The organism is Ottowia caeni, assembly GCF_050821495.1.
Taxonomy (GTDB): domain Bacteria; phylum Pseudomonadota; class Gammaproteobacteria; order Burkholderiales; family Burkholderiaceae_C; genus Ottowia; species Ottowia caeni.
In genome coordinates this window covers 1,254,223-1,267,305 of record NZ_CP151080.1, presented here as the reverse complement: position 1 = coordinate 1,267,305, position 13,083 = coordinate 1,254,223, and the positions used below count along the sequence as shown (strand labels likewise).

The following is a 13,083-nucleotide window of genomic DNA, read 5'->3' as shown; positions in this document are numbered from 1 at the left end:
AGCCTGCGTCGCACCGGCACCAGACGTGGTCTAGTGCCCAGCCGCGGCGTGCGCACCCTTCATACGGACTGAAATGTTCCAGTCATCCAGATCATCCAGCGGAATGGCTGGACGCGGCAGGTGCTTGAAATCAAAGCGATTCAAGGCTGGCGAAGTCAGTCCTGGCGCATCGACATGCAGGATTTGAGCGCTTGTGAAAAATTCGTCAAATGCAGCCCTGAAATGCCCCCTGGACTTCAAGACCACAGAACGGGCAGTGCCGATGTCGATTCCGCACATTTCAAAGAACATAGGCTCATGGCACTGATGGCGATGAGTGATCACGACGACCCGGATGCCCTCAATTTCCAGCACTGCGGTGGGTCCCAGGTCGAAGCTGCAACCGGCAAGTTGCCCGCGGCGTCCCACCCCCTTGCCGGAATGCAGTTTGACAACGGTTGCGTCGGCTTCGAACTGTTCTGAGAACCGGGCAGTCTCATCGCGATTGAACAGTGCCCTGAAGCTGCTCCCGACGCCCAAACGATGAGCCTCCGCGGCAAGTGCCTGATCAGTGAACACCCCCAGGATCGCTCCTTTCACCCTGGCTTCGACCAGAGCTCTCAACAGTGTGGTCGTATTGCCTCTCCCGCCACCACCAGGGTTATCTGCAACATCGGCCAGCAGGACTGGGGGCAACATGTCATCCCGGCCTGCGGCGGACGCGATTTCCACGGCCTGCTCCAGAGGAATCAACTCGGGGTAAAAAGCTGCACGCTTCTCCCAGGCAATGGAAGCCAGATCCTTCGCCGTTTTCTCAGCGTATGCCTGATCTTGGCGGCAAGTCACAAGAACAGTCAGACCATTCTTCGGTGTGTCGCCGTATGAGAACCCCCTGCGACCGACACATTCAGCAGGCGCGGATCGTCGAGCGCTTCTCCTCTCTCAATCATCTCTGCGTACGGCCCCGTCCCCGGAGCCGTGAGCAATTGCGTGGGTGGCGAAATAATGGGTAGCCGGACATGAGCGACCACGGGTTTCACGCCGCTGAGCAGTTCATGAATCAGATCCGCAGCTTCAGCACCACGCTCTGCCATGTCGGTGTGCGGATTGCGACGATAGGACACGAGCACATCCACTGCATCCACCATTCGATCCGATACGTTAGCGTGAAGATCGACCGTCGCCACAACAGGAACCGCAGGGCCTACGATTTCGCGTATCGATTCAAAAACGACGCCGTCAGGGTCACTCTCCTGAGTGGTGATCGCAGCTCCGTGCTCACAAATATAGACCGCGTCCAATGGCATCGCTGCCCGGAGTCGGTGTTCAATCTCTGTGAGTGTTTCAGAAAAAAACGCGTGATCAACCGGACCGCCCGACTCTGCATTTGCAAAGAGGATCGGAACGGCTGTCCACTCACCAGTTTCATCCATGCGCCGAACGAACGCCGGAATCTCCGGCGTCGTCCTGGGAGTTTCCTTGCGAACCTCTTCAATCAGCTCTTCGCCCTCCAGGTATGCGCGAGCCCGGAAGTCATCGCCAGTGGAGATGGGCGCAAAGCGATTGCTTTCGATGGCAAAACCCAGGATCGCGACGCGTGGCTTCTTCATGATGATGCTTAGTCCAGTTTTTGGATCTTCGCCGACTCGATCAGAGCCTTGTACTTCTTCTGTTCAGCAGCAATAAGGTTCCTGAAGTCTGCAGGAGATCCCCCGCCAGCTGTTGCTCCCAACTTGGCGAACGACTCGCGGACTGCCTCGGACTTCAATGCTTTCTGAAGACCTTCATTGAGCTTGGCCACAACAGCGGCAGGAGTGCCCTTGGGAACCACTACGCCTCCCCAGGACACATTCTCATAGCCTTTCAGACCGGCCTCATCGAACGTCTGAATATCGGGGTACATGGGAATGCGCTTCAATGAAGTTATGGCAAGCGCCCTCAGTTTTCCGGTGGCCACCAGGGGCATGACGACAGAGGAGTTGCTCAGACTGAAGTCAATTCGTCCACCCATCAAGTCCTGAAGGGACTGAGGATCTCCCTGATACGGCACGAACATCGCGTCAAGTTTGCCAATGGACTTCAACAGCTCGCCGGCCATATGGCCACTGCTCCCGATGCCGGCAGCTCCATAGGAAAATTTACCCGGATTGACTCTGACGTATTCGATGAAGGAAGCCATGTCCTTCGCTGGATGATCAGGGCGCACAGCCAGAATGTTGTATACGCTGAACATGTGTCCCACCGCATCAAAATCAGCGTTCGCATCGTAGGGCAGCTTCTTGAACAGCGAGGGGTTCACACCAAGCGTATTGACGTTGCCATAGCCAATGGTGTAGCCGCTGGGATCCGCCCTTTTCACGGCCGCCATTCCAATGCCACCACCCGCGCCCGGACGATTGTCAATCACGAAACTGGCATCCATTTCCTTGGCCAGCTGATTGAACACGATGCGAGTCAGGACATCTGCAGACCCACCCGCAGCCGACGCCACAATCATGGTGACAGGCTTGTTGGGCCACGATGTCGCCGGGTCGGCTGCATGCGCACCTGGAGAAAGAAAAGTGACGCTCAAAAAAACCGACAGCAGGCTCTTACGCATGTTTTTCCCCTTGAAATCAGATCAAAAAAAGTTGAAAGGACAAACTCTGATGGCATACACACTTCGATGTGTTCATTTCACTGAGCACTGACTACCAGGCCCACGCGATACTGTTCCCCAGACCTTGTTCGCAAGCCTTCTGATAAATCAGGCGAGCCACGGTAAGGTCTTGCAATGCAAGCCCGGTCATATCGAAAATGGAGATGTCCGTAGCAGCGCGCTGAAAGGCGGCTGGGTCGAGCAACAAGGTGCCCAGTTCGACGCTCACTTCGTTTGGAGCCCATTGCAGTTCGCCGAGTTGGCGAGCCTGGTGTTGATCGTCTGCCACCAGCCGCGCTTGAGCCAAGATGCCCTCCGGCAACTCACGCTTACCCCGCGTGTCAGCACCCACACAGTTAATGTGCGTACCCTGACGCACCGCCTCCGCGCTGAACAGGGGCCGTCCACCGGGCGTGGCGGTGATCACTACATCGGCCTCAGCCACGGCGTCATCTGCGCCAGAAGCACATTGAATATCGCAGCGCTGATTGAAGAGCGCTTCAAAACCCGGGTCAGACCTGCCGTCCGCGGACACGTACTGGACATGACGCAAACGGGTGAGAACGCGCAGCGCAAAGTTCAATTGCGATCGGGCCTGCACCCCGGTGCCGAATACGACCAGTCGCTCACTCTCTGGTCGGGCAAGTATCTGCAGCCCCAATGCACCGGCCGCGCCGGTTCGAACCGTAGTGATGGCATTGCCATCGATGATGCACACAGGCCTGCCCGTTTCAGGGTTGAATAGCGCAATGGTCGCTTGATGTGGCTCACCACCCAGCGCACGATTGCTTGGCCAGAATCCAGCGGCCTTGAATCCCAGCAAAGCTTGAGATTGAACATCACCGGCCTTGATGCCAAAGATGCCACCAGTACTCAACGGTTCCCGGATCACCGGAAACACCCGACCCACACCCTGGCTATGCAGCGTGAAGGCATCTCTGACAGCAGCTAGCACATCCTCAGGAACAAGCAACTGATCCACAGTATGCATGTCCAGCAGGAGCAAACGGGCATCATTTCGCATAGCTGTACACCGATGCACGTGAAACTCCCAGATGGGCCGCAACAATCTCCATGGCCCGGCGCAGGTCAAGCAGACCTGCGGCCTTGAGTTCTTTCAGCAACTCCCGCCGATCGCTGGCCTTGAGGGAGCGTGGCGTGGCGGCCAGGCGGGCCGCAAACTGATCAATGTGGGTGCGAATCGCCACAGCTCCCGTGGGATCAAGCGTCTCAAGATCAGGTGTTTCGAGTGTCCGGGCAGTAAATTGACCCAGCATGCCCTGGAAACTCTGGAATACGGTGAGATCAACGTTCATACAGAGAGCCGCAATGTACTTTCCCTTGGAGTCCTTGATCCCAATCGATGTGCTCTTGACCTGTCGCCCGTCAGGAAAGGCGTTTGGGTAGTTGGCCAGTACCTGCTCAAACTCGGGGTCGAGGATGCGGGCCAGACCAAGTTCGGTTGCAGGACAGCCAACTTCGCGACCGGAGAGATTGTTGTGAATCGCGAGGACCGCGTGCGCGGGGTCACACAGATCGTGAACGACGACTTCGCAGAAGGGCGAGAAGGTCTTTGCAAGACCTTCAGCAATCTGAAGAGTTTGTTCCAGCAGAAGCTTCTGCTCACGGGTTCGATTAGTCATTTCTGGATAATTTATCTTAAATTAAACAAATCGTCCAGGAATGTTATTCCTGGGCAATCCCAACACCCCTAACTCATACCTCCTCAGCCTGGCCGCTGCGGCTCAGGGGCGCCAGGGAATCGGATGTAGCGCCTTCTTGCATGCGTCGATGAACACACGCACGCGGGCAGACACGCCTTTTCGTACCGGCGTGAGCGCCAGGACGGGAGCGTCTTCCATCTGCCATTCAGGCAACAGACGCACCAGACTGCCCTCAGCCATCAAAGGCCCCGCCTCCCATTCCGATCGAGCCATGATCCCCAGTCCCTGCAAAGTCCATTGCGTGATGATCTCGCCGTCGTTTGAAGCCAGCGGCCCTGTCACACGAATCGTCACAGCTTCACGACGCCCCTGCCCCGAGCGAAGAGAGGTAAAGCGCCAGCGAGTCAGGTCTTCATCGTTTTCCTGCAGACGCAGGCACACCAGACTCTCCAGCTGCGACGGGTGAGTCAGAGGAGATTCCAGTCGCTCCACAAATGCAGGACTGGCGCACAGCAGCCGCCGGTTCGTTGCAAGCAGATGCCCCACCCAGGAAGAGTCCTTCAGAGCGCCTATATGGATCACGACATCATGGCCAGATGCATCGCGCCGGGGGTTGTCTGAAAGATCCAGAACAATTCTCAGTGCAGGATATGCCCGATGGAGATCGCGCGCGATCCCAGCCATGTATTGACGCCCGAAACCGAACGGTGCAACGACACGGATTTCGCCTTGGACGGAATGCGCCTCCATGGCAACTCGCTCCGGAAGCGTTTCCATGCGCTCAAGAACTTCCAAGGCTTCCTGAAAAAACCTCCTGCCCTCGTTGGTGAACGTGACGCCTCGTGCACCGCGTACCGCCAGGTGCACACCCATCGACTCCTCCAGACGCCGCATGCGCACCGTAAGCGCAGGCGGGGTCACACCAAGAAGCCGAGCGGCACCTGCCAGCGATCCGCAACTACCCAAGGCACGGATCATGTACAAATCGCGAAGGTCTATCATTCAATACTATTTAATGCTGATATTCACCCAGATTAAACACAAACCCGACTGCCAGCTCTATAGTGCCAGACACAGTTTTTTCGAAAAGTCAGTTTGATGACCCAGATCAGTGAACTAAGCACACCATGCGCGTTGATCGACATGCAGCGAATGCAACGCAATATCGCCCGCATGCAAGAGCGCATGAACTCGTTAGGTGTCTCTTTCCGCCCGCACGTCAAGACCTCCAAATGCGTTCCTGTCGCCCAAGCGCAAAAGGCATCTGGTGCACGCGGGATCACGGTCTCGACACTCAAGGAGGCGGAGCAGTTTTTTGAGGCGGGCTTTACGGACATTCTTTATGCCGTAGGCATTGTGAGCAGCAAGCTGCCACAGGCGCTTGCACTGAGGCAGCGTGGCTGCAACCTCAAAATCATCACGGACAACATCACAGTCGCCCGTGAAATCGGCCACTTCGCAGCAGCACATAAAACCACCTTCGAGGTGTGGATTGAAATTGATACAGACGGGCACCGCTCTGGCATCAAGCCCGAAGAACCAGCGCTGCTGGATGTTGCTCAAGCCTTGCGCGAAGGCGGCCTGGAAGTCGGAGGCGTTCTGACCCACGCCGGATCCAGTTATGACTACGACAACCACGAAGCACTTCTCGCCATCTCAGAGCAGGAACGTGCTGGCACTGTACGTGCGGCTGAACGTTTGCGCGCAGCCGGATTCTCCTGCCCCGTGGTCAGCATTGGCTCGACGCCTACAGCACTGAGTGCCGCTCACCTTGAGGGAGTCACCGAAGTGCGCGCCGGCGTGTACGTTTTCTTTGATCTGGTCATGCACAACGTCGGCGTGTGCAGTTCAGACGACATCGCACTCAGCGTGCTTACCACGATCATCGGCCATCAGGCAGAAAAGGGATGGGCGATTGTGGATGCAGGCTGGATGGCCATGAGCCGCGACCGGGGGACCCAAAAACAGAAGAACGACTTTGGATTCGGCCTGGTATGCACCGAAGATGGCAGAACACTGGGCAATTACATCCTGAGCGGTGCCAATCAGGAGCATGGCATTCTGTCGCGTACAGGCGAGCCAGACCTGGAGATTGCCAAACACTTCCCTATTGGCACCCGCCTGCGCATTCTGCCCAATCATGCCTGCGCCACCGGAGCGCAGCATCCGGAGTATCACGCAGTCCATCCCGACGGCGACACAGCCATATGGCCTCGCTTTTACGGCTGGTAGGCTGATCAGGCGCCACCCTCAGCCCTCAGCCCTCAGCCGATTCACGTCGCTCATCGCACGTCGTCAGTTGATCTGTCCGGAGTGAATCAAATAAGGATCAGATCAGCCAGCGTATCAGACCTTACGCATTCTCCGCGCGCCCAACCCGGCTGCCAGCAACCCGAGAAGCATCAGGCCCCATTGGCTCAAAGTGGGGATCGCCGTCACGGGCGGAGGCGGTGGAGGTGCAACTCGGACTTCAACCGCCCCTATGTCGCAAAGCGCACCTAGAGGGCGTGCGACCAAGCGCTGATCAGGCGTCAAGCCGATGCACGCCACGGCATCAATTGCCGGGCTACCAGTTTGCGGAAGCATCGTCATGGTCGTGCCGCCGTTGTTAGCGAGCGCGCCGAGCATAGGATCGGTTGCGAAAAGATTGTTGACGTTGGTGCCGTTGACGTCCGGCGTGGAGTTAGCCTCTGAAAATAGCGAGCCAGTCGCCGAGACGGTTCCGTCTGCCCGGTCAAGATCATTGACCAAAGCCGGGTTGCCCTGATCGTTGTTTCCGGAGACGATGGAATTCACAAACTCCGCAAGTGAATTGCCACGGGCATACACCCCACTGCCGATGTTGGCGGTGTTTCCGACTATGGTGGAGTGGCGGAAGATCGTTCCAGCCCAGGTCGTGTCAAGACTGATCGCCCCAGCACTGTCAGAAGCTGTGTTGCCAGCAATGGTGCTGTTTTCTACAACCAGCGCCTGGTTGTAGACGTAGATGGCACCTGCCTTGGTGGCGCTGTTCCCGCTAATAGTGCTGTTTCGGATCGTCAATGACGTACCTGCGGCGCTCCAGAAGCTGTGAATGGCCCCGCCGATGCCTCCGCCCCGCCAGTCACCCACCACTGAGCTGGCATTGATGGTGACGGCGTCCAGCGTCAGGGCGTTGCTCACGTTCAAGATAGCGCCTCCGTTGTCAGTCACCGGGCTGCCCGAACCGCTTAGCCGAAGCCCAGAGATGTTGACACCACCTCCGCCGGCATCTATCCGAAATATCCGCCCTGCGCCATTGACCACCGCGAGCGTACTGGCCCCAGGCCCGGTAATGTTGAGCGCTTTATCGATGACGATCTGACTTGCAAGGCTGATCGCGCCCGTTACGCTGGGGTCAAAATCGACGACGCCTCCAGCTGGGGTGTTGGCCACCGCGTCACGCAAGGAACCGGCACCGCTATCACTGAGATTAGTGACCGTTAGCGCGCTGGAAAGCGACGGCAACATCATCGCAAAGCCAACAATTCCGGCCAAATAGACCCTATGAACTTTCCGTGACGCCATGGGAACCCCCGGTTAATTTTCTACAGCTTCGCAATGAACTGCATCCGAGGTTTATGCCGCAAACGATAAGATCCGTGGAAATTTTTACGTTTACTTGCAATAGCTCTAGAATTTGAAACCTCCGCCCACCGAGTCGCCCACCCGCAGTTTGTGGCCGATGCCCTTAAGCAAAATGGTGTTCATACCAAAGGTAATGGCGCCATCCAGCCGAGGATCTGCGCGATACGCTTGCAACACATCCATTACCTCAGGACTGCTTGTGCCGGTAGCGGGATCAATGTTCGGAATCGGACAGCGCGGGCAGGGTTTCACAGGGCGAAATTGCGCCGCCCCCTCAGCCGTGGCGATAGAAAACTCGCTTAGTCGGTCTTCGTCATGCTCTTCGAGTCCTGACAGCACGATGTTCGGGCGAAAGCGCTCCATTCCGACTTGGGGATGGCCACTGGCCTCCAGGCGGGCATTCAGTCCCGCGAGCGAAGCTTCGCTCGCCACCAGCAGCGGGTAGCCGTCGGCGAATTCAATGCGAGCCTCTGTCTCGCCCGTCCAGCGTTTGGAAGCCAACCGAGTCACCTCAGGATCGAAACGCACCAGCCGTAGGCTTGGTTGCCCGAGAAAGTCGCTGAACCATTGGGAGGCCACATCCCCCATATCCCAAGCGGCGAGCTCATCCTGCCAGACCCGAACCTTGGTCGGTGATTCGACCTGATCAATGCCCAAGTGCAGGGCCAGCATGCCTGGCGCGCGCAAGACCACCTCAAATACTTTGATCTGAGGATGTATGAGCGCCATGCGCGGCAACTCGCGCTGCGTCACAAAGTCGCCTGAACTGTTCACCACCATCCAGGCGCGATCGAGATCAAAGCCGGTTTCGGTAAGAAGTGCTTCTCGCACCTCTGCGCCCGCACAGGATTTGACCGGATATACAAAGAGTCGTGCAATGCGGCCCCGCACATCATCAGTGGACATTTCAGGTTGAGACATTTTCAAGACCAAGAAACAAACAGAACAAAAGATTGGAATCTATTGTGCGTGAACCGCAGCGGGCTGCCAGTTGCCGGCTGCAAGTTGTCACATGCCGCCTACAATTCACGCTATGGCCCCTTCCCCAGACATTTGCATTCGCGGCGCAGGCATCGTGGGTCGTTCGCTGGCCTTGCTTTTGGCGCGCGAGCGGCTACGGGTGGCGCTGGTGGCTCCGCCGCGCGATCCGGCCAGCGGCCATGGCGACGTGCGCGCGTACGCACTCAGCCCGGCTGCCCGCAATCTGCTCGAATCAATTCGCTGCTGGCCAGACGAGCGCTCCGCGACCCCTGTACTCGAAATGCAGGTCCACGGAGACCAGCAAGGCCAGGTTCAGTTCTCTGCGTCCGCTCAGGGCGTCCCTGCACTGAACTGGATCGTCGACGTTCCCGCCCTGGAAGCCAAGCTGGCTGAAGCCGTACGCTACCAGAGCGGCATCGAAGAAGTCGCCTCCCCGGTGCATGCACCGTTAACGGTGGTCTGCGAAGGACGCGCCAGCCAAACCCGTGCAGAACTGGGCGTGGAGTTCGAAACCATGGCGTACTCGCAGCATGCCATTGCCACCCGGCTTGACTGCGAGTTTCCGCACGATCAGATCGCGCGCCAATGGTTCACGCCGGGCGGGGAAATTCTGGCCTTCCTCCCCCTGGGCGGCCCGCAGGGCAAGCAGGTAGCGGTTGTATGGTCCGTACGCCCAGAGCGCGTTCGCGAACTGATGGATTGCGAACCGGGTGCTTTTGCCGCGCAGCTGGCTGACGTCAGCGGGAAAGCCCTGGGCGCGCTGGCCCTGGCTGCCGAGCGAGCCACCTGGCCCTTGATGCTGGCACACGCCAAGCGCTGGATAGGCCCCATGACGGGGCGCCCCGGCGAGAGCTTTGCGCTGGCGGGTGATGCAGCACATGCCATGCATCCACTGGCGGGACAAGGATTAAATGTAGGCTTGGCCGATGCCAGCGAACTCGCAAAAATACTGGCTTCGCGCGAAACCTGGCGTAGCACCGGCGACATGCGGCTGCTGCGCCGCTACGAGCGAGCTCGCCAAGCCGACTGGCTACGCATGAGCCTGGCCACGGACGCACTGCAGCAACTTTTCAGCCGTCCCGAGAGCCTGCTTTCGGCGATTCGCAACTGGGGTATGACAGCATTCGACCATAGCGGACCGCTAAAGTCCCGCGTGGCCAGACTGGCCATGGGAACTGCTGGCACTTCGATGCCTCCAACCTCATTAACACCGCATAAGTCGATCTCCTCATGATCAAGAAGACCACACTCCTGCTGGCGCTGAGCCTGACGCTGCCTTTCATGGCACAAGCTCAGGAGGCCACGATCCGCAAAAATCTGGCGGAGCGCATCCCCGCATTCACGCAGATCGACGAAGTCACCCAGACGCCCATGCCCGGCCTATTCGAAGTGCGCGTGGGTAATGAAGTCCTTTATACGGATGCTGAAGGCAATTACTTGCTTCAGGGCAGTCTTCTTGACACCCGCAACCGCAAGAACCTGACGGACGAGCGCATCGAGAAGCTGACCGCGATCAACTTCAAAGACCTTAATCTGAAGAATGCGTTCACCATTACCCGCGGCAACGGCAAGCGCCAGCTGGCTGTATTTGAAGACCCGAACTGCGGCTACTGCAAGCGTTTCGAAAAAGACTTGCAGAAGATCAACAACGTCACCGTGCACCTGTTCCTGATTCCGATCCTGGGTGCCGACTCAGAAGACAAATCTCGCAATATCTGGTGCGCAAAGGACAAGGCCAAAGCCTGGAATGACTGGATGCTCAACGACAGTCTGCCCAAGGCCGCATCCTGCAACACAGATGCGCTCACCGCCAACCTCGAGTTCGCGAAAAAATACCGCATCACGGGCACGCCCACACTGGTCTTCGAAGACGGCACGCGCGTACCTGGAGCCATCAACGCCCAACAGGTCGAAAAACTGCTCACGCGCTGAGGCGCAGCACCAACGGCACTCGCAACCGCATGAGTTCACGCAAGCCTCCTCAGCGCAAATCCAGTTTGGCAACCGCAACCCTCTACCGCGTCGAGGCACCCAGCCTCGCCGGCCACGAGTATGCGGTCGAACTCACGGTGCCTCGCCCAGCCACCGTGCAGCGCGTGTCCATGCCAGCCTGGATTCCGGGAAGCTACCTGGTTCGCGAGTTCGCGCGCCACCTGCGTGGGCTCGTCGCGCGCCAGGGGCGCGGCGCCTGCATGGTGCGCCAGATCGACAAGTGCACCTGGGACATTGACTGCGACCCAGACCACCCCTTGGTAGTGCGCTACAAAGTCTATGCATTCGACAACTCGGTACGAACCGCATGGCTGGATTCGCAGCGCGGTTTCTTCAACCCCACAAGCTTATGCCTACGCGTGCATGGACATGAGGATGCCCCCCACGCCTTGAGTGTGAGAAAGCCGGCTGACGCTCCGGAATGGGAGTTGGCCACCGCACTCACGCCCGCCCGTGTAAGTGCCGATGGTTTCGGACGGTACACCGCGACAAGCTACGACGAACTGGCCGACAGTCCGGTGGAAATGGGCAAGCTCTGGAGCGGCAGCTTCACTGCTGGTGGTGTGCCCCACCGCTTCGTCGTCAGCGGGGCGCCGGCATCGTTCGACGGTGCGCGGTTGATGCGCGACACCCAGAAAATCTGCGAAACCGCTGTGCGCTTCTGGCACGGTGCCAAAGCCCCTCCGTACGAACGGTACGTGTTCATGCTCAATGCCGTGGACGACGGCTACGGCGGCCTGGAGCACCGCGCCAGCACCGCATTGATCTGCGGCCGGCGTGACCTGCCTCGCCAGAACGAGCCGCAAGCCAGCGAGGGGTACGTGACCCTTCTGGGCCTCATCAGCCATGAATATTTCCACACTTGGAACGTCAAGCGCCTGCGCCCAGCAGAGTTCGCACGCTATGACTACTCCCGCGAAAACTACACGCAGCTATTGTGGTTCTTTGAAGGCTTCACCAGCTACTACGATGATCTTCTGCTTCGGCGCGCAGGCCTGATTGACGATACGGCTTATTTCAAGCTGCTGACCAAGACCGTCAACCAGGTGCAACAAGCACCCGGCCGCCATGTACAGTCGGTGGCCGAAGCCAGCTTCGATGCCTGGGTCAAGTATTACCGCCCCGACGAAAACACGCCCAACAGCACCATCAGCTACTACACAAAAGGTGCGCTGGTGGCCATGTGCTTTGACCTGACTCTTCGCACCGAAGGCCGAACCACCCTCGACGAAGTCATGCGCACGCTGTGGCGGCGCTGCAAGGCAGGCCCCATGTCTGAGGAGGACTTCGGCGCCGTGTTGGCAGAATTGGGAGGGCGCCCATTTGATCGAGAAATCGCCGAGTGGGTGCATGGTACGGGCGAGTTGCCACTGAAAAATCTGCTGCAGTCACAAGGCGTCACGCTGCTGGACGAACCCTCTCAGCTTGCACAAACTCTGGGTGTGCGAGTGAGTGAGCAAGACGGTAACGTAACCATTAAGGTGGTGCTAGCAGGCAGCGCGGCAGCGACAGCGGGCTTTTCCGCCGGTGATGAATGGCTGGGCGTCGAATTGCCGGCCGGTCGCAACGCCCCAACCAATGGCTGGCGACTCACGCGGCTTGACGATGTGAAGCTTTACGCCGGCGCTGCGAGCCTGATTGTGGCCCTGGTTGCACGAGACAAACGCTTGTTGCGCCTGCCGCTCAGCCTTCCCAGCGGAGCCACCACCTGGCGCCTGCAGCCGCCCGACAGTGCGGCCAGCCAAGGGCCGGCGAGCACGCGGACGTGGCCAGGCCGCTGAACCCCAGCGCCATTCAGCGCCCACGCCGCACCATGACGCGTGCTTGGGCTTTTGCGGTGTTGGTTGCGCTTGTACTCCACATAGCCGCACTGGACTGGCTGTCTAACCTGATGCAGCCGCCCAGCCTGCTCAAGGAGGTGGCCAAGCCTTTTTACACGCGCACCGTCACTCCGCAAGCGGTTGATCCGCCGACACCCGCCGCTGCGCTGGCACCACCAGCCAGCCCAGTCAGACCTTCCATCCGCATCGCGTCGGCCAACCCAGCCAAGCCCGTCGCCAAAGCTCCGACCCAGAAAACCCCTCAGCGCCCTGCCAACACCGCATCGGCAGCTGAACCGCCCCCGTCGATCAGCCAACGGAGCAACTCGCGCAGGAGTCCTCCACCGAGGGCATGCCGCTGCCCCCGCCAACTGAAGATCCTGAAGCACCAGTTCCTCCAGCA

Annotated in this window: 11 protein-coding genes and 1 pseudogene; 4 read left to right on the top strand and 8 right to left on the bottom strand. The window is 58.8% G+C overall.

What is annotated here, in order from left to right; all coding sequences use genetic code 11:
* Positions 1-30 precede the first annotated feature (30 nt).
* From AAAK34_RS06165 to AAAK34_RS06140, 6 genes and pseudogenes are all read right to left on the bottom strand, one after another.
* A complete protein-coding gene (locus AAAK34_RS06165; protein ID WP_431778003.1) occupies positions 31-678 on the bottom strand; it encodes an MlrC C-terminal domain-containing protein in 648 nt (215 codons plus the stop codon).
* An 81-nt stretch (positions 679-759) separates the two neighbouring features.
* Positions 760-1,589, bottom strand: a pseudogene (locus tag AAAK34_RS06160) (M81 family metallopeptidase); the annotation flags it as partial.
* 8 nt (positions 1,590-1,597) lie between these two features.
* Entirely contained in the window at positions 1,598-2,578 is a 981-nt protein-coding gene (locus AAAK34_RS06155) for a tripartite tricarboxylate transporter substrate binding protein (RefSeq protein WP_231693576.1), read from the bottom strand.
* Between the two features lie 91 nt (positions 2,579-2,669).
* Entirely contained in the window at positions 2,670-3,641 is a 972-nt protein-coding gene (locus AAAK34_RS06150; RefSeq protein ID WP_231693577.1) for an ornithine cyclodeaminase family protein, read from the bottom strand.
* A complete protein-coding gene (locus tag AAAK34_RS06145) occupies positions 3,631-4,260 on the bottom strand; it encodes a PAS domain-containing protein (RefSeq protein WP_231693578.1) in 630 nt (209 codons plus the stop codon). Before AAAK34_RS06145 ends, AAAK34_RS06150 begins: the two co-directional genes overlap by 11 nt.
* Before the next feature lie 102 nt (positions 4,261-4,362).
* Complete coding sequence (locus tag AAAK34_RS06140) at positions 4,363-5,283, bottom strand: LysR family transcriptional regulator (protein ID WP_231693579.1); 921 nt, start codon at positions 5,281-5,283, stop codon at positions 4,363-4,365.
* Positions 5,284-5,379: 96 nt separating this feature from the next.
* On the opposite strand from AAAK34_RS06140, the gene AAAK34_RS06135 reads away from it, so the two are divergent.
* Entirely contained in the window at positions 5,380-6,513 is a 1,134-nt protein-coding gene (locus AAAK34_RS06135; RefSeq protein WP_231693580.1) for a DSD1 family PLP-dependent enzyme, read from the top strand.
* 114 nt (positions 6,514-6,627) lie between these two features.
* Here AAAK34_RS06135 and AAAK34_RS06130 read toward each other — a convergent pair whose 3' ends face one another.
* Positions 6,628-7,827 (bottom strand): IPTL-CTERM sorting domain-containing protein, encoded by a 1,200-nt coding sequence (locus AAAK34_RS06130; RefSeq protein ID WP_431777844.1) that lies wholly within the window; start codon positions 7,825-7,827, stop codon positions 6,628-6,630.
* 105 nt (positions 7,828-7,932) lie between these two features.
* Complete coding sequence (locus AAAK34_RS06125; protein ID WP_231693582.1) at positions 7,933-8,808, bottom strand: MOSC N-terminal beta barrel domain-containing protein; 876 nt, start codon at positions 8,806-8,808, stop codon at positions 7,933-7,935.
* Between the two features lie 112 nt (positions 8,809-8,920).
* Between AAAK34_RS06125 and AAAK34_RS06120 the strand changes: the two genes are divergently transcribed.
* Genes AAAK34_RS06120 through AAAK34_RS06110 form a run of 3 tightly spaced genes read left to right on the top strand, consistent with a single transcriptional unit; the run spans position 8,921 to position 12,641 of the window.
* Positions 8,921-10,102, top strand: coding sequence for an FAD-dependent monooxygenase (locus AAAK34_RS06120; protein WP_231693583.1), 1,182 nt, complete (start codon positions 8,921-8,923; stop codon positions 10,100-10,102).
* Positions 10,099-10,800 (top strand): DsbC family protein, encoded by a 702-nt coding sequence (locus tag AAAK34_RS06115; RefSeq protein WP_231693584.1) that lies wholly within the window; start codon positions 10,099-10,101, stop codon positions 10,798-10,800. The genes AAAK34_RS06120 and AAAK34_RS06115 overlap by 4 nt, the downstream gene beginning before the upstream one ends.
* 29 nt (positions 10,801-10,829) lie before the next feature.
* Positions 10,830-12,641, top strand: coding sequence for a M61 family metallopeptidase (locus AAAK34_RS06110; protein ID WP_231693585.1), 1,812 nt, complete (start codon positions 10,830-10,832; stop codon positions 12,639-12,641).
* Positions 12,642-13,083 lie beyond the last annotated feature (442 nt).